This is a genomic window from Alienimonas chondri (genome assembly GCF_013036045.1).
Classification (GTDB): Bacteria; Planctomycetota; Planctomycetia; order Planctomycetales; family Planctomycetaceae; genus Alienimonas; species Alienimonas chondri.
Genome location: NZ_WTPX01000005.1, coordinates 17,995 through 34,734 on the forward strand (window position 1 = coordinate 17,995; position 16,740 = coordinate 34,734).

General features: G+C 68.2%; 9 protein-coding genes and 2 tRNA genes. 7 read left to right on the top strand and 4 right to left on the bottom strand.

Annotated elements, in window-relative coordinates; all coding sequences use genetic code 11:
• Positions 1–1,133: 1,133 nt before the first annotated feature.
• Both LzC2_RS01365 and LzC2_RS01370 read left to right on the top strand, forming a co-directional pair.
• Positions 1,134–2,789, top strand: a complete 1,656-nt coding sequence (locus tag LzC2_RS01365) for a hypothetical protein (RefSeq protein ID WP_171182937.1) — start codon at positions 1,134–1,136, stop codon at positions 2,787–2,789.
• 51 nt (positions 2,790–2,840) lie between these two features.
• Positions 2,841–6,188: an error-prone DNA polymerase gene (locus tag LzC2_RS01370; protein ID WP_171182938.1), complete on the top strand. Its 3,348-nt coding sequence runs from the start codon at positions 2,841–2,843 to the stop codon at positions 6,186–6,188.
• A 130-nt stretch (positions 6,189–6,318) separates the two neighbouring features.
• On the opposite strand, the gene LzC2_RS01375 is transcribed toward LzC2_RS01370, so the two are convergent.
• Together LzC2_RS01375 and LzC2_RS22690 are read right to left on the bottom strand one after the other, a co-directional pair.
• Positions 6,319–6,392 (bottom strand) — tRNA-Val (locus LzC2_RS01375).
• 20 nt (positions 6,393–6,412) lie between these two features.
• The gene (locus LzC2_RS22690; protein WP_171182940.1) at positions 6,413–7,876 is read right to left on the bottom strand and encodes an AAA family ATPase; all 1,464 of its coding nucleotides are present in this window, start codon (positions 7,874–7,876) and stop codon (positions 6,413–6,415) included.
• 384 nt (positions 7,877–8,260) lie between these two features.
• Between LzC2_RS22690 and LzC2_RS01385 the strand changes: the two genes are divergently transcribed.
• Positions 8,261–9,784 (top strand): COG1361 family protein, encoded by a 1,524-nt coding sequence (locus LzC2_RS01385; protein WP_206678522.1) that lies wholly within the window; start codon positions 8,261–8,263, stop codon positions 9,782–9,784.
• A 138-nt stretch (positions 9,785–9,922) separates the two neighbouring features.
• Here LzC2_RS01385 and LzC2_RS01390 read toward each other — a convergent pair whose 3' ends face one another.
• Both LzC2_RS01390 and LzC2_RS01395 read right to left on the bottom strand, forming a co-directional pair.
• The gene (locus tag LzC2_RS01390) at positions 9,923–11,464 is read right to left on the bottom strand and encodes a hypothetical protein (protein WP_171182944.1); all 1,542 of its coding nucleotides are present in this window, start codon (positions 11,462–11,464) and stop codon (positions 9,923–9,925) included.
• Between the two features lie 83 nt (positions 11,465–11,547).
• Positions 11,548–13,347, bottom strand: coding sequence for a HEAT repeat domain-containing protein (locus tag LzC2_RS01395; RefSeq protein WP_171182946.1), 1,800 nt, complete (start codon positions 13,345–13,347; stop codon positions 11,548–11,550).
• Positions 13,348–13,465: 118 nt separating this feature from the next.
• Between LzC2_RS01395 and ispH the strand changes: the two genes are divergently transcribed.
• From ispH to LzC2_RS01415, 4 genes are all read left to right on the top strand, one after another.
• Complete coding sequence (gene ispH, locus LzC2_RS01400) at positions 13,466–14,476, top strand: 4-hydroxy-3-methylbut-2-enyl diphosphate reductase (RefSeq protein ID WP_171182948.1); 1,011 nt, start codon at positions 13,466–13,468, stop codon at positions 14,474–14,476.
• Between the two features lie 116 nt (positions 14,477–14,592).
• Positions 14,593–14,679, top strand: a tRNA-Ser gene (locus LzC2_RS01405).
• A 194-nt stretch (positions 14,680–14,873) separates the two neighbouring features.
• Positions 14,874–15,677 carry a (2Fe-2S)-binding protein gene (locus LzC2_RS01410; protein WP_171182950.1) on the top strand — a complete coding sequence of 268 codons (804 nt, stop codon included), beginning with the start codon at positions 14,874–14,876 and terminating at the stop codon, positions 15,675–15,677.
• A 3-nt stretch (positions 15,678–15,680) separates the two neighbouring features.
• Positions 15,681–16,703: an FAD binding domain-containing protein gene (locus LzC2_RS01415; protein ID WP_171182953.1), complete on the top strand. Its 1,023-nt coding sequence runs from the start codon at positions 15,681–15,683 to the stop codon at positions 16,701–16,703.
• Positions 16,704–16,740 lie beyond the last annotated feature (37 nt).

Sequence of the window (16,740 nt, forward strand, 5' to 3'; positions counted from 1 at the left end):
AGGCCGTTCATGGGAACGGGGCGGCATGGCGGGAATCCGTCGCCCAAAACCCTTAGAAATGTAGGTTCGCGAGTGACTCCACAGTGGAGTTCGTTCGTTTCCCAAGTTTCGCTCTCCAGTTTCGCTTCAAGAAAACGGACTGATCAGTCCTGGGGCGGCTGAGAGCGACTCCGCATGGAACTGCCTCTGGCTCACGGAGAACTTGGATCAGTGAGAACCATGGCCGCTGGACGCGGCGCTAGGGGCTTGCCGTACTCCGGTCTCGGCGGTCCGCCGCGCGATCGTCGACGCTGATTCGGGACGGCTTCGTTCGGGAGGGCGGCGAGATGCCCCGCGATTTTGACGTGTTCGGATGGACACACATTCTGCAGCGGGTACGCTCACGAGCGTACACCATATGTTGTCCCTCTTCGCCCCCGCCGACCTCTCCCCCGTTCCCCCTGAGGAGCCGCGCAACCGGCTTCGTCGGGAGCGGGCAGCGAGTGTGGCGAAATCGTTACGGGGCGTGACGTTCTGCGGGACCGCCGACCGTGCGCAGTCGACGACCAACGAGAGCGCCGGGGCGTTGCCGCCCTCGATCGGCGGGACGGCGAGCCTCGTGGAGCTGGTCGCCGCGGACGGGGCGCCGCCCCCGTGGGGGTTCGCCGCCGCCTGTGTCGCGGGGGCGTTGAGAAACGCGGCGCCGGAAAGGAATCGATGCGCGATCGTCGTGATCGGCGACGGCGGGCTGCCGGCGGCGTGGGCAGCGCTGGGGGCGGGCCGGCGGGCGCTGGTTCGTCCGTCGTCTCTACGCGATCGGCTGTGGGCGCTCGAACGCTGTCTGAGGTGCCCCGGGCTGGCGGCGACGGTCGCGTTTCTGCCGGCGGGGAACGATCCGGTCGCGGGCCGGCGCCTGGCGTTGGCGGCGGAGACCGGCGCCGACGCCGGAGCGGGGATCGGCGTGCTACTCCGGCCGGCGGCGGCGCTCTCCGAAGCCTGCTGGGCGGATGTGCGACTGGAAGTCGCTCCCGCACCCGGTCCGGGCGTGCGGGAGCAGGACACCCTCTACCCACGCTGGCGCGTCCGCGTGCTGCGGCGGCGAGGAGCGTTTCGTCCCGAGGATTCTGAACGCAGCGTAATCCTGGAACTGAACGATGACGCGCATCTTGTGCCTGTGGATGCCGGACTGGCCGGTGCAGCGAGTCCGCCGCGATCAGACGACCGAGGCGCCGACCGACGCACCGACGAACGAACCGACGAACGAACCGACCGACGAACGCACCGCCCCCTCCGAGGCCGACGCCGGGAGTTCGCCCGTGCCGGCTGACGCCGCCTCATTCTTGCCGCTCGTGCTGCATCGCCCCGGTCGGCGGGGGCGGGAGGTCGCGGCGTGCTGTCGGGAGTCTCGTCGGGCGGGGGTGCGAATCGGTATGCCGCTGGCCGAGGTGCCGCTGCACCTCCCGAACGCGACCGAGGCCGAGCACGCTCCCGCGGATGACCGGGCGGCGTTGGAGGATCTTGCCGTGCGTTTTGCCCAGCGGCTCTCGCCCCGGGTGGGGCTCGCCCAGACCGGCGACGACGCGGAACCCTGCGGCTTGGCGGCGGACGTGACCGGCTGTGCTCACTTGTTCGGCGGGGAACCGTCGTTGGTGCGGTTCGCCGTGCGGCTGGCCCGGTCCGAACGGCTCGCGGCCCGGGCGGCGATCGCCGGATGCGTGGGAGCCGCGTGGGGCCTGGCCCGGTTCGGGTCGGAGCCGGCGGCGGTTCTGTCGAGCGACGAGAAGGACGACCGGCTCGAACGCCTGCCCGCCGCGGCCCTGCGGCTGCCGGCGAAGCTGCTCCGGACGCTGCGGGAGTTGGGGGTCTGGGACGTCGGCGGCGTTCGCCGGCTGCCGCGGGCGTCGCTGCCGAGCCGGTTCGGACCGATCGTCGCCGAGCGGCTGGATCAGTTCTTCGGCGTGATGCCCGAGGCGATCGAACCGGTCCGTCCGCCGGCGCCGGTGGTCGCGGTGTGGGAAGGCGCCCCGTTCGAGGAGCAAGGCCCCCCGGCGAGTCGAGAGGCGATCGCCCAAGTCTGCGACGAACTCATCGCGGGGGCGCTGGCGCGCCTGCTGGTCGGTCGCGGCGTGCGGGAGGCGACGTTCTCGTTTCTCCCGGAGGAGCGTAGCGAGCCTCGCACCCTCCTGCTGGCGACGGCCCGGCCGACGGACGATCCCGCCCGGCTTTCCTCGCTGCTCGCCCTGAGGTTGGATCGAACCGAACTCCCCCCGCCGCGGCGGGTCACGCTGACGGTCACCGCCCATGAACGGCTGCGGGTCGCTCGCGGCACGCTGTTCGACGCCGGCGACGATGGGGAACGGGAGCTGGCCGACCTGCTCGAAACCCTTTCCGGGCGACTGGGGGCGGACCGCGTCTGCCGCGCCGAACCGACCGGCGACCCGCTGCCGGAGCGATCTTTTCGACTGACGCCGGCCTTGGGCGGGGGAGCGGGCGGCGGCGGGATCGCGGAGTACCCGGCGCCGGCCGATTGGTTGCCGGGCACGCGGCCGGCGACGCTGCTGGCTCCCCCGGAGCCGGTGCGGGTGCTCTCGCTGGTGCCCGACGGCCCGCCGTTCCGACTCACCCGCCGAGGCCATGGGACGGTCGAGATTCCGTCGGCGTGGGGACCGGAGCGGGTGCAGTCCGGATGGCGCTCCGGCCCACGGGTCGAGCGGGACTACTGGCGGGCGGAGACGGCGACCGGCGAGCGAACTTGGCTGTTCCGCGATCTGCGAACCGGCCGCTGGTTCCTCCACGGCCTGTTCACTTAAGCACTGGAGGATCGAGTGCCTGACGAACGGCGTCCGCCGTCGCGCCCGCCCATGCCGTCCGCCCAGCCTGACGGAAAGGGGACCGTCGCGTTCACCAAAGCGGGGCTGACGCCGCCGTCGGGCACGCTCTACCCAGCAGTCGCGGGCCGAGCGCCGAGAACCGACCCGCCCCCGGAATCGCCGGGCGCCGGAGCGAACTACGCGGAACTTCGTTGCCGGTCGAACTTCACTTTCCTCGAAGGCGCCAGCCATCCGGACGAACTGGTCCAGACCGCGGCGGCGCTGGGCTACGCGGCCCTCGCGGTGACGGACGTGAACACCCTCGCCGGCGTGGTGCGGGCCCACGTCGCCGCGAAGAAGGTCGGGCTGAAGTTGCTGGTCGGGGCGGAGGTCGTCTGCCGCGACGCTCCTCCCTGCGTGCTGTTGGCGGAGGACCGAGCCGGGTACGCGAACCTGTCGAAGCTGCTGACCGTCGGCCGCCGAAGGGCGGAGAAGGGGGCGTGCGACTTGCGGTTCGCCGACGTGGCCGACCACGCCGCCGGACTCACCTGCGGCGTCACCCTGACTCCCGGCCGGGAGACAAGCGGAAGGATCTTGTCTCCCTCTGACCTCCGAGGCATCTTCCCTGAGCGTTGCTGGGGGCTAGTGCAATTGAGTCGCGGGCCGGAGGATCGGCGGTCTCTGTCGCTTCAACTCGCCGCGGCGAAGGCGGCTCGGCTCCCGCCGGTCGCGGCGGGGGGCGTGCTGTATCACGAACCCGGCCGGCAGTTTCTGCATGACGTGCTGACGGCGACGCGGCTGGGGCGGCCGGTCTCGGAGCTGCTCGCCGAACTCGCTCCGAACGCGGAACGTCACCTCAAGGCTCGCGGCGATCTGCTCCGCACCTTTCACGGCCGGGCGGATTTGCTGGACGGCACGCTCGCAATCGCCGACCGCTGCCGCTTCAGCCTCGATGAACTGCGATACGAGTACCCGGAGGAGATCGTCCCGAAAGGCGAAACGCCCGTCGGCTACCTGACCCGCCTGACGTGGGCCGGAGCCGACAAACGGTATCCCGAAGGCGTGCCCGACGCGGTCAAGACGGCGCTCGGCCATGAGCTTTGGTTGATCGAGAAGCTGCGGTACGCGGCGTACTTCCTCACGGTCTACGACCTCGTGCGGTTCGCTCGATCGCGGGGGATTCTCTGTCAGGGACGCGGATCGGCGGCGAACAGCGCGGTCTGTTTCTGCCTCGGAATCACGGCGGTCGACCCGGCGGAGCATCACCTGTTCTTCGAGCGATTCCTCTCCGCTGAGAGGAACGAACCGCCGGACATCGACGTCGACTTCGAACACGAACGCCGCGAGGAGGTCATTCAGTACCTCTATCAGAAGTACGGCCGCGACCGAGCCGGCATCGCCGCGACCGTCATCACCTACCGCCCGCGCTCGGCGATTCGCGACGTGGGCAAGGCGCTGGGGCTGAGCCTCGATCGGGTGGACGCCCTCGCCAAAAGCATCGGCCGCTACGGCGAGGAGGGCACCGGCGACAAGCTGCGGGAGCGATTCCGCGAAGCCGCCTTCGACCCGGATAGCCGGCTCGCCAAGCAGCTGATCGTGCTCGTCCGGCAACTCCTCGGTTTCCCGCGGCATCTCTCGCAGCACAGCGGGGGCATGGTGATGACCCGCGGCCGGCTGGACGAACTGGTTCCCGTCGAGAACGCCTCGATGACGAACCGCACCGTCGTGCAGTGGGACAAGGACGACCTCGAAGCGTTGGGGCTGTTGAAGGTCGATGTGCTGGCTCTCGGCATGCTGACGGCGATCCAGAAGTGCTTTCGGCTGCTGGACGTTCATCGGCTCGCCCCGGAGTTGCGGCGGTCGGCCAGGGCGGCGGACGGCCGCAGCCAAGTCTTGGACCTCGCCGACATCCCCGCCGACGACCCGGCGACCTTCCGGATGATCCGGCGGGCGGAGACGGTCGGCGTCTTTCAGATCGAGAGCCGCGCCCAGCGGGCCACGCTGCCGCGGACTCGGCCCGACAAGTACTACGACCTCGTCATCGAGGTCGCGTTGATTCGCCCGGGGCCGATCCAAGGCGGGATGGTGCACCCGTTCATCCGTCGACGGCGGGGCGAGGAGGAGGTCACCTACCCGGACGAGCGGGTCAAGGAGGTGTTGGAACGCACGCTGGGGGTGCCGATCTTCCAGGAGCAGTGCATGAAGCTGGCGGAGGTGGCCGCCGGGTTCACGCCGGGCGAAGCCGATCAACTTCGCCGAGCGCTCGCGGGGTGGCGAAAGAGCGGCCGGGACATTGGCGACTTCGAACGCAAGCTGAAAGACGGTCTGCGGGCCAACGGCTACGAGCAGGAGTTCGCCGACCGGCTGTTCGCACAGATCCAAGGCTTCGGTGAGTACGGCTTCCCGGAGAGCCACGCGGCGTCCTTCGCCTGTCTCGTGATGGTCAGCTGCTATCTAAAGTGCCGGCACCCCGCGGCGTTCTTCGCGTCGATCCTGAACAGCCAGCCGATGGGGTTCTATCAGCCGGCCCAACTCGTGAAGGAGGCGAAGCGGCAGGGGGTGATCGTGCGGCCCGTGTGCGTGAACGCCTCCGACTGGGACTGCACCCTCGAAGCCCGCGACCGGGAAGGGCACGTCGCGGATTCCTCTCTCCCCGAGCGCCCCGCAATGCGGCTGGGCCTACGACAGATCGCCGGTCTGCGAGAGACCCACGCGGAGGCGATCTCGCAGGCAAGAGCCGCAGGCGGGCCGTTCACGTCGGTGGCGGACTGCGCCCGCCGGGCGGGGCTGCCGCGGACGGCGTGCGATCTGCTGGCCGGGGCGGGGGCGTTCGCGGCGCTGAACCTCACCCGCCGACAGGCCCGTTGGCACGCTCTGCCGAACCGGGGGGAAGCGCCGCTGCCGGACGCCGCCGCCGGGACCGCGGAGCCGCACGATCCGACGCCCGCTCTCCCGGACTTCACCCCGCCGCAAACCGTCGCCGACGACTACGCCCGCACGGGTCTGAGCCTCAACGGCCACCCCCTCGCCGCGGTCCGCGAGCGCTTGAACGAACAGGGCGTGCTTCCCTGTCGTCGGTTGTCGGGGTTGAAGGACGGCACGACCGCGACCGTGGCCGGGCTGGTCCTCATGCGGCAACGGCCGGGGTCGGCGAAGGGCGTCACCTTCATCACGATCGAGGACGAGTCGGCGGAGGCGAACCTCGTGCTCTGGCCGACGATCTGGGAGAAATACCACCGCCCCGCCCGCACCGCGGCGGCGTTGTTCGTCACGGGTACGGTGCAGCGGGACGACAGCCGCAAAACGTTGCACCTCGTCGTGGCCCGCCTCGCTGACCTCCGCGACGTTCTACGCACGGCCCCCGCCGGCGGCCGGCTACGAAGCCGGGATTTCCATTGAACGTTCGGGCCGACCGGAACCCGGCGCGAATCGACCGAGACGACACAGATTCGCAGCGATCGGCGGGGAGAAGCGGCCAGTAAGTGGCTGACGTTCGCTTCGGTCGCCGCGACAACCGCATCTCGACCAATGGGCAGTGAGGGACTCGAACCCTCGACCTTCTGAATGTAAATCAGACGCTCTAACCAACTGAGCTAACCGCCCGGCCTGCGGAGTTTAGCGATTTACGCGGCCGTCACACGCGTGTCGCTCGCCTCGAACGACACGCGTGCGGTCGGAACCGCTTCGACGGGCTCCGGAGCGACTCGGGCGAACCGCAGCCGCAGGGCGGTGGCCCCGCAGCGCTCCTGGAACTGCGCTCCGGTGTCGCCGGCGCCGGCTTCGACCACCTCCTCCCAGCGATCCGGGTGCTCCGCGAGGATGCGTCGCGCGAGGTGAAAGCGGCCGTCTTCGTCCAGCGGGGGGAGTTCGACGACGCGATCGATCCGTCCCGGCCGTGTGGCGGCGCGGTCGGGCGTGCCCAAAGCGGGGTCGAGGCGCTCGGGGTGGTTCGTGGTGACCGCGATCAGCAGTCCGTCGGCTCGCTGCACGCCGTCGAGGCAATTCAGCAGGCAATCGAAGGTCAATCCGCCCTCCTTCACGGCGACGTTCTCGCGGCCGTGGAAAACTGCGTCGACATCTTCGAGAAGCGCGAGGCAGGGGGCTTCGGTCAGCATCTCCGCCCATCGCTCCCGCAGTTCGTCGTTCTTCAAACTGGCAAGGTCGTAGGCGTAGACCGGCAGATCGAGATCCTCCGCGACCGCCCGAATCAGCGCTGTCTTGCCGGTGCCCGGAGGACCGTGCAGCAACCAGCCGCGACGCCAGGGCAAACCGCGATCGCGATACCACTGCTCGCCCGCTTTCCAGTCGCGGGCCTCGGCGATCAGGCCGCGGGCCTCGGCGTTCAGGGCCAACGGGGCGTACGGGTTGGCGCCCCCATTCTCGGCGCCCAATTCATCGAACCCTCGGCCCAGGGGACGGTGGGCAAGGCAGGGGCGGAGATCCGTGTGGCCCGTTCCGCCGCGGTTCCGTCGCACCTCCTTCATCACGCTGCCGCGATCGCCGGCGGTGCCGTACACGAATCGCACCGTGTGACGCCGGCCTTCGGACGCCTGATGACGTGTCTCGAAGGCGTTGAAACGCTCCGCGGCCCGCTCCATCAAAGCGTCGGGGTCGAGCGTGCCGCGAAGGAACAGCAGCGTCAGCGGCTTCTCCTCCCAGTCGCGACAGGTCAGCCCGTCGTGCATCTCCTCATCCTTCGATTCGCCCCGCCGGACCCAGACCGCGGCCCGCTTCAAGCCGCGGCCCGTCCACCAAAGCCGGCCGGCGGAGGGCGTGACCTCCATCGGCACCAGCTGCACCCGCCGGGTGGGCCGCACATGCAGCATCCAGCCGAGGTAGCTCCGCGGTCCCCACTTCGAGGTGTGGAACGAACTACGAAGTTCCAACAACAGCGCCTCGGCCTGATAGCCGCGGACCGTCACGCTGACGATCGCGATCCGGGTGAGATGGGTGAGGAACTCCCGCACCTTCCCGAACGTGGCGGCCACCAGCGTGAGGGCGGCGGCGCCCCCGGCGAACTGCCAGCCGTCGACCGCCGCAAGCGGCGGCAGGGGCAACGTGGCGAGGAGGTGCGTGGCGGGGATCACGGGGACGCCGACCCACGCCCCCCGGGAAGGGTTCGCGCGACACTGCAAAGATCGATCCAAGATCGTCGACTGACGCGCGGGGAGACTCCCCGGGGAGATCTCCCGCCTCTATGCAGAAAGATCTCCCCGTCGATCGACTGAGCAGGATGTGCAAGCTCGGTAATTCAGTCGTCAGCGGCGATCGCCGCGGCGGCGGACTCGTTCATTGATCTTCCAATAAAGGACGCCATGAGAACGCATTCACCCATTCGCACCCTCGCCGCGGGGTTCGCCCTCGCCGCAGTTGGCCTCTTCGCAGCGCCCGCCGCGGGGCAATCAGCGCAGTCTTCGGCGGAGAGCCAGGCCAACGCGGGATCGAACGCGGACCGGTCTTCAGCGACCCTGATGTTACAGGGACCGACCGGCGACGACGTATTGTCCGTCACCCGCAACCCGCCCGGCCAGGCACGCGCCGGGCAGGACGTCTCCTACACCATTGACGTGGAAAACGTCAGTGGGTTCCCGGTGCAGGGCGTGTCCATCATGGAGAGCTTCAAGGGCGGCTTTGAAGTCGTTTCCGCGAAGCAGAAGTCTTCTAAAAAGGAGGGTTCGAAGAAAAACAGCTCAAAGAAGTCCAAGCAACGGTCCGGCGATCAATCCGCCGCCCAGTCCGGGCAAATGAAGTCCGGCTCCAAAGCGAAGGGGGGGAATGCTCAATTCCGCGTCGACCTCGGCTCCCTCGACGCCGGTCAGACGAAGACCGTCGCCGTGACCGGCACGGCCCCGAAGGAAGGTCAGATCCGGGCCTGTCTGTCCGCTGATTACCGGCCGACGCTGTGCACGAGCTTCGACGTGGTCGCCCCGAATCTCAAGCTGACCCGCAAGGTTCTGATCGACGCCCGCGGCGAGCTGTCCGAGATGGGCATGAAGAACGCCGCGTACCTGTGCGACACGGTCGCTGTACGTTACACCGTGAAGAACGTCGGCTCCGGCGAGAGCCGCGGCGTGACGCTCAACGACGACCTGCCCCAAGGGCTGGTGACCGCGGATGGGTCAAAGTCCGAGATCTCGGAAGACCTCGGCGATCTCTCCGCCGGCGAAACCGTGACGAAGGAGTATCAGCTGACGCTCGCCGAGGGCCGCGAGAAGGGCGGCAAGTTCACGATGGCCGCCGCTACGGCCAAGAGCCAAACGGACACCGCCCGCAGCGGCGAGGACACGGCTCCGCTCCGTCTCCTCCAGCCGAACCTGACGCTGAACATCGACGGCCCGCAGGAGCAGTACCTCGACCGCCCGGCCGAATACACCGTCACCGTTAAGAACGACTCGAAGGACCCCGCGCTGGACACGAAGGTGCAGCTGTCGACGCCGTCGGCCGCCTCGGAGTTCAACGTGCAGAGTCAGGACGCCGTGGGTCAACTGATCAACGTCGGCACGCTGAAGGCCGGTGAAAGCCGTGACTACACCGTCACGTTGACCGCGACGGACCCGTCGACGATCAGCCTGTCCGGCGAAGCGAACGCCTACTGCACCGATGCCGCGGAAGCCTCCGCGAAGACCAAGTTCAAGGGCGTCGCCGCGATCTTGCTGGAAGTGGTCGACCAGGTCGATCCCGTGCCCGTCGATGAGACGACGACGTATGAGATCTACGTGAAGAACCAGGGCTCCGCCGCGGACTCTGAGGTCGAACTGACCGCGAGTCTGCCGGACAACCTCGAATTCGTCGAGGGGTCCGGGGACTCCAAGATCACCGCGGACGGCAACAAGCTGCGGTTCAAGAAGATCCCGACCGTCGCTCCGGGCGACATCCTCTCCTGGGAAGTGAAGACGAAGGCAACCAGCGCCGACAAGGTGCGCTTCCGCGTCGAACTGACCAGCGAGGCGAACCCCCGCGCGGTGTTCGAACTCGAACCCACCACGCTCTACTGAGAGAATGATTTGACGACGGAACGGTCGATCACCCGATCGGCCGGATTGACTGGAAACCTTCGACCCGATCGCACCCCGCGATCGGGTCGTTTTTCGTTTCGGGGTCCGGAAACGCAGACCGATCGGTCGCCGCTGCGCCTACTGCACGCCGGGCAGCCCCCAGTATCGGGCGGCCCAGTAAGCGTGCAGGTAGTCGATCCCGGCGGCCCATTTGTCGAGCACCGGGCCGGTCTGGCGGTAGGTCAAGTTGGGATTCGCCTTCCAGACGTAGCAGTCCCAAGGCCGTTGCTCCACCACCCAAACGTCCGGCCGTTCGCCGTTCTTCTCCACGATGGCCGACCGCCGGGAGAGCGGGAACCGCCGCAGGTGTTCGACGCCCTCTTCGATCTCGTGACGGGCGATCGCGAATTCCGCTTGCTGCTCGCGGGGATCGGGCAGGATGGCCGCGGCCCGCCGTCCGTCCATCAACAGCCCGCCCCAGAGGAAGGAGAGCAGACTGTTTCGTTCCCCCCGCACGCCGCGCATTGCATACAGCGGCGTGCGCCCCATTTCGTAGAGGAACTGACCGTCCGCGGCGGTATTCGCGGAGCGAGCCAACTCCCACTCCAGCAGCAGGGCCGTATACCCGGCCGTGAAGACATGGTGGCGGTCGTTCATCCCTTTCACCACGGCGCTGGCGCCGATCCGTTGCGGGCGAACGAGCTGCGTCGGCACCTCGTAGTACACATGGTGCTTCGCTCTGAGATCCTCGAACGCCTCCTTCACCCGGCGGACGGCGTTCGGGTCGATATTTGGGGCGTTGGCGCCCAAGCCCGCTCCGCCGGCGACGACGAGGTAGGCCACCTGCGCGTTGAACGGGATCGACTGCGGCCCCAGCCGCGGCGTGATGTCGCCGTATTCCGTGCGTTTGCCGTTCGCTTCGGTCAGGTGGTAATCGTGCCGGACGAGGTGGTCCGCCAGGATGAGTGAGAGCCGCTGTGCGCGGCCGAGGTCGACCGGGTCGAGCGCCGACCCGCACAACAACTGGCAGACGATCAGCCCGCCGGCGATCTGATTGACCGTGCCTTTGGCGGCGTCGGAATGGACGTAGATCACCGGTCCGTTCGCCGGCCGATACCGCATCGTCAAGCTCCCCACAGGCTTGTCGGACTGCGTGAAGCAGCGGGCCGGCAGTCCCTTCTGCCCGGTCACCTCCATGCCCAGTTCAAGACCATAGATCAGCGTGCGCACCCACTCCAACGCCGCGGGGTCGCGGGTGACCGCGTACCGGTAGCTCATCGCGGCGAGCAATGCGCCGTTCCACGTGAGCGTGTCCGGACCGGGGTTGAAGGTTCCCTCACCGCCGGGAGTCTTGGGGAGGAACGCCGTTTGGTGGACGATTCCGACTTGCGCGCCGGTCGATTTCGGGGCGAACAATTCGAGGTGATGACGCCGAATCACCCAGTCGTAGTACGCCGCCTTCTCCGCGAGCGGGATCTGTCGCGTGCCACCGAAGTACGCGGTGAGAGCCTCTTCAAACGCCGCCAGAGCCGCCGCGGAACGGTCGTCGGTGGGGGCCGCCGGGCGGGCGACCGCCAAACGGCCCGTCTCGGCGAACGGGCCGGGGTCTCCGGGCAACTGGGGGCCGGGGGGTTGAGCCGGCAAGACGGCGAGCAACAGGCAACTGATCGGACCGGTCATGCCCTTTTCTAGTCCGTCGGCCCCCCCGCGGGAAAGTCGGCGAGTTTCCCGCCCGCCGGTTTCCCTCCCGCCGGAGGGGACGGTCACCGATCGTCGCCAGCGGCCGATCCGGCCATCAGACGGCGATTGACGTTTCCGCGAGCCGTCCGCATATGCTTGGCCAGGGCGCGGTCCGTTTCGAGCTTCGATTGGGCGAGGAGGCGGTCGGCGGACTTCTCCGTCCCAATCTCTCCCAACAGCGTCGCGACGTCGGCACGAACCTTAGGATCAGGATCGGTCAACCGGTCGATCACGGCGTCTTCCGCCGCGGCGCCCAGGTCACGCAGCACGTCGACCGCGGCCTCGCCCATCCAACGCTCGTCCGCGACGGCGACCGCGGCTTCGGCCGCGGCCTTCTTCGCAGCGGGGTCGTCGACGTCGGCCAGCTTCCGCAGCAGTTTTTCCTTGTCATTGTGCCAGAGATCCGAACCTTCGATCTGCTTGCGGATCATGTCCGCATAGCCATCCGGACGCCAGGTGATCAACAGGCTTGAGAGATCGTCCCGTTCCATGCGTTCGGGCGCTCGCATGGAGAACAGCAACGCTTCCCCGACGACGGCGCGTTCCTGCTCCGTCGCCTCCTCCGGCAACGTGCGGGCGAGGTGCTTGATCGCCTCCTTCCTCGCCCAATAGTCGTCGCTGTTCCGGAGCACCCGCGCCGCCCAGATGGTCTCCGCTTCGCCGGGCGCCGGCTCCCGGTCGGACGCGACGCCGCTGGAGGATCGCATCCCCGACCCGCCGCGCGCCAGTTCCTTCACGTCCGCGGGGATCTTGGCGACCACCTGAATCACCCGGGCATTGGCGTCGAAGTCCGTCACGTCGCCGAATTCGATCCGCTCCTTGTAGGCCTCCACGTCCTCGACCGGAGCCACGGACAACGTGATCTGATCGCTGGTGGAGAGCCACCGGTGCTTGGCGACGCTCAGCAGGCGGTCGCCCTCCGGCGACATGTCCGGCGCCCCGGCCTCTTTTTTGATCCACGCCTGCCGGTCGGAGTCGCTGCCGAAACTCGTGTCGTACTTCACGACCACGCGGACCTGCTTCTCGGGCGGGTAGAGGTCGGCCAGCTTGTCCGGCTCGCCGTCGGGAAGCACCCCCGGCAACACGGACCGCAGCGTCACCGAGCGGGAGGACGAATCGACCGAGACCTGCTCCACGCCGTGGGCCGCCGCTTCGACACGGCCGAGATCGGAGACGGGAAAGAGGTAGTACACCCGCTCCTTGTCGCCGGTCGGGCCGGCGACGACGCGTGAACGACCGATCTCCGCTTCGACGATCTCATAGTTGTACCAGACCGGCCCGAAGCCGGCGCTGCCCTTCACGGCCTCCTGCTCGGCTCGTTTGCGGTTCGCTTCGGTGGCCGCGCGCGAGCCGGACGTCTGTTCGGAGTAGAATTGGCTCGCGGCTTTGCGAAGTTGCTCGTAGAGGAAAGCCGGCTCGCCCTCCGCGTAGCCGATGTCGGTTACGATCACCGTCGCGGCAAGGCGTTTTTCATTCGCGTCGAGGCTGTTTTCGAAGGCCCGTCGGCCGTTCTCAATCTCTTTCGCATACGACGATGCGCTCCGGGGAGCGTCGTCGCGGACGCGAGTCGGATTGGAAGAAAAACCGACGCCGGGATTTGCGTTCCGCGTTGCAGGCGTCGATTGGCTGTACGACGAGTTGCTGGAAGCGACCGGCGCCCCCTGCGGGGTCTCGCCGACGAGCGTGCCGGCGCCGTCGCACCCCGCCGAAGCGGCCAGCGCCGCCGCGACCATTGCGGGCAGAGCCCCACGGGTCAAAACCGAGCAGGGGACGACGACAAGCGAGCGCGGCACGACGGCCTCCGGGATCGGGGATTCGGTCACCAATGTACGAGCGTTGATTCGTCGAACAACTGGCGGTTCTCCGAACGTGCCGCGACCGTCGCGGCCTCCTCCGGTTAGACTGATTTCGCCCACTCTTCGTTCCCGCCGCGCCGCTCCGATGCACATCCTTCTCGCCAACCCTCGCGGATTTTGCGCCGGGGTGAATATGGCGGTCGACGCGCTGGATCTGGCGGTCGAGCGCTTCGGAGACGGCGGGCCGAACGCCGGCGCCGGGATCTACGTTTACCACGAGATCGTTCACAACAAGGCGGTCGTCGAACGCTTCACAGACGTCGGCGTGACCTTCGTGGAGGAGGTGGAGGACGTGCCGGAGGGCAGCGTGCTGATGTACTCCGCCCACGGCGTCAGCCCCGCGATCCGCGACGCCGCCAAGGCCCGCCGCTTGTTCACCATCGACGCCACCTGCCCGTTGGTCACGAAGGTGCACATCGAAGCGATTCGCTACGCTAAAGAGGGCTATCACATCGTGCTGATCGGCCACGAGGGCCACGACGAAGTGATCGGCACGATGGGCGAAGCGCCGGAGAGCATCACCCTGGTGGACAGTCCGGGGGAGGTGGACAAACTCGACTTCGCGCTTCGCCCCGACGGCACGCCGGCTCCGTTGGCCGTGCTGACGCAAACGACCCTGTCCGTCGATGAAGCCGGCCGGGTGATGGACCGGCTCCGCGAGCGTTTCCCGCACCTCGAAACGCCCCGCAAGGAAGACATCTGCTACGCGACGACGAATCGTCAGGAAGCCGTCCGCTTGCTGGCGGAGCGCAGCGACCTGTTGCTGGTCCTCGGCAGTCGTAACTCCTCGAACAGCCTGCGGCTGGTGGAGATCGGCAAGGAGTGCGGAATCCCCGGGTACCTCCTGGACGGCCCGGAGGAACTGCGGGACGAATGGTTTCTCGCGGAGGACGGCACGCCGGTCGGCACGGTGCTCGTCACCGCCGGCGCCAGCGCCCCCGAGCGGGTCGTCTCCGGCGTGATCGAACGATTGCGGGAGCAATACGGAGCGACCGTCAGCGAAGAAACCCTGCGAACCGAACACGTGCGGTTCCCCCTCCCGAAGGAACTGCGGCCGGAGGTGCCCGGCAAGACGGTGGTCACGTTGAAAGCATAGGTGGAGCATGCCGGCGCCAGTCCGACAGGGAGTTCGGGCGTCGCGAACTTGCGGCGACGGCGCGTGTCCGTAGGATGCCGCCCCGCCGTCGCGTTTTTCGCGGCGTGCGGCAGACCGGAGAGTTGCCGGAGTGGTCGATCGGGCAGGATTGCTAATCCTGTGTACCTTTCGGGGTACCGCGGGTTCGAATCCCGCACTCTCCGCTTGAGGTTGTCGGAGGTTGGAATAAAGGTCGGCGCGGTCGCCGGGGAGAGGTGCCCCGGGCCGTAAAATGCCGGCGGCGGTCGCGCGATGGTCGCGGCGACAGCCCGGCCTGCTCCTGGGGAATCCCCCCGTCGCGGGATACTCGAGGCGAGCTACAACGGGCTGCCCTGGAACTTCTTGTTCGAGACAGCCGATGCCGCCCCCCGCTCGCTCATCCGCTCCGGCGGGTCGACATCCGGATCTTCCCCCATGCTGCGAGGGAGACGGGTCTCTGAAAACGGAACCGGTCTCGGGGGTCTCTCGGCGAACGTTCCTCGGCTCCGCCCCGGCGGGGGCCGCTCTCGCCGGCGTCGCCGCCGGAGCCGGTGCTGCCGCATCGGATTCGCCCGAGACCTCGGAGAAGGACGCCGCCGCCGTCGAATTGACCCTCAACGGGGAGGCCCGCTCTGAATCATTCGATCCACGGGTCACGCTGGTCGACCTGCTCCGTGAACGGATCGGCCTGACGGGCACGAAGAAAGGCTGCGATCACGGCGCCTGCGGTTCCTGCACCGTGCACATCGAACGGCCGGGCGATGAGGGGCCGTCGCGACAACTCGCCTGTTTGACGTTCGCCGCAACGCTGGACGGCGCGAAGGTCACTACCATCGAAGGCCTGCCTGCGAGCGTGGGGAAGGGCGGCGAGGAACTGCACCCGTTGCAAGAGGCCTTCCTCCGTTGCGACGCCTACCAGTGCGGCTATTGCACGCCGGGGCAGATCATGAGCGGCGCCGCGCTGCTCCGCGAAGACTCCGCCGGCGGCGGGCACGCGAACAGTCGGGAGCAGGTTCGCGAATGGATGAGCGGCAACCTCTGTCGCTGCGGCGCCTACCCGAACATCGTCTCCGCGGTCCGCCAAACCGCGGGGGAGGAACCGGAAGCCGATCCCTCCGCCGACGTCAAAATCCTCTCCGCCGCCGACGCGGCCTCCGACCGCGACGAACAGGGGAGGAACTGACCGATGGTCCCTTTCACGCTCACGACCCCGCCCGACGCGGTCCCGAACGCCGACGGTCCCACGTACCTCGCCGGCGGCACGACGCTGGCGGACCTGATGAAGCTGAACGTCCTCCAGCCGGATCGGGTTGCGCACCTCCGCGGGTTTCAGTCGACGGCGATCGAAGAGATCGACGGCGAATTATGGGTCGGCGCCGGCTGCACGATGGCCGCGCTCGCGGATCACCCAATTGTGCGGGCCAGGCTGCCGGCGGTTCGGCATGCGTTGATCCTCGCGGCGTCGCCGCAGATCCGAAATATGGCGACGGTCGGAGGGAACCTGCTCCAGCGAACCCGATGCCCGTACTACCGGCACACGGAATTCCGCTGCAACAAACGTGAACCGGGCAGCGGTTGCGACGCGCAGGAAGAGGGGGCCGATCGCTCGTTGATGGCCGTGCTGGGCACGTCGGAGCGCTGTATCGCGAACTACCCAGGGGACTTCGCCGTCGCGTTCGCTGCGCTCGGCGGCACGATCGAAACCGCTCACCCCGACGGGAACCGCTCCATTTCCGCAACCGACCTGCACCGGCTCCCCGAAGACACGCCGCACATCGAGACCGTGTTGAGGCCGGGCGAGCTGATCAGCCAGCTCGTGCTGCCGCTCTCGCCTGCGGCGGCAAACGGGTGGTACTGCAAGGTCCGCGAACGCAGCAGCTACGCCTTTGCCCTCGCCAGCGCCGCGGTGGGGTTGGAGTTGGACGGCGATCGCGTAACGAGTTGCCATATCGCGCTCGGCGGCGTCGGAACGAAACCGTGGCGTTCGCCGGAGGCGGAAGCGGTTCTCACCGGTCAGCAGGCGACCGACGAGCGCATCGAAGCAGCGTCCGAAGCCGCCCTCGCCGACGCGAATCCGCCGAAGGGCACGGAATACAAGGTGACGTTGGCAAAACGCACGCTCGCCTTCGCCCTGAAGCGACTCCGCGATGAGGGGCCGCCGGACGATGCGACGTTGCTCGCCCTCCAGCACGGCCGCGAGTTCGGCTGATTCGTTTCCGTTTCGCGACGCCCCGGCCTCCTCCCGC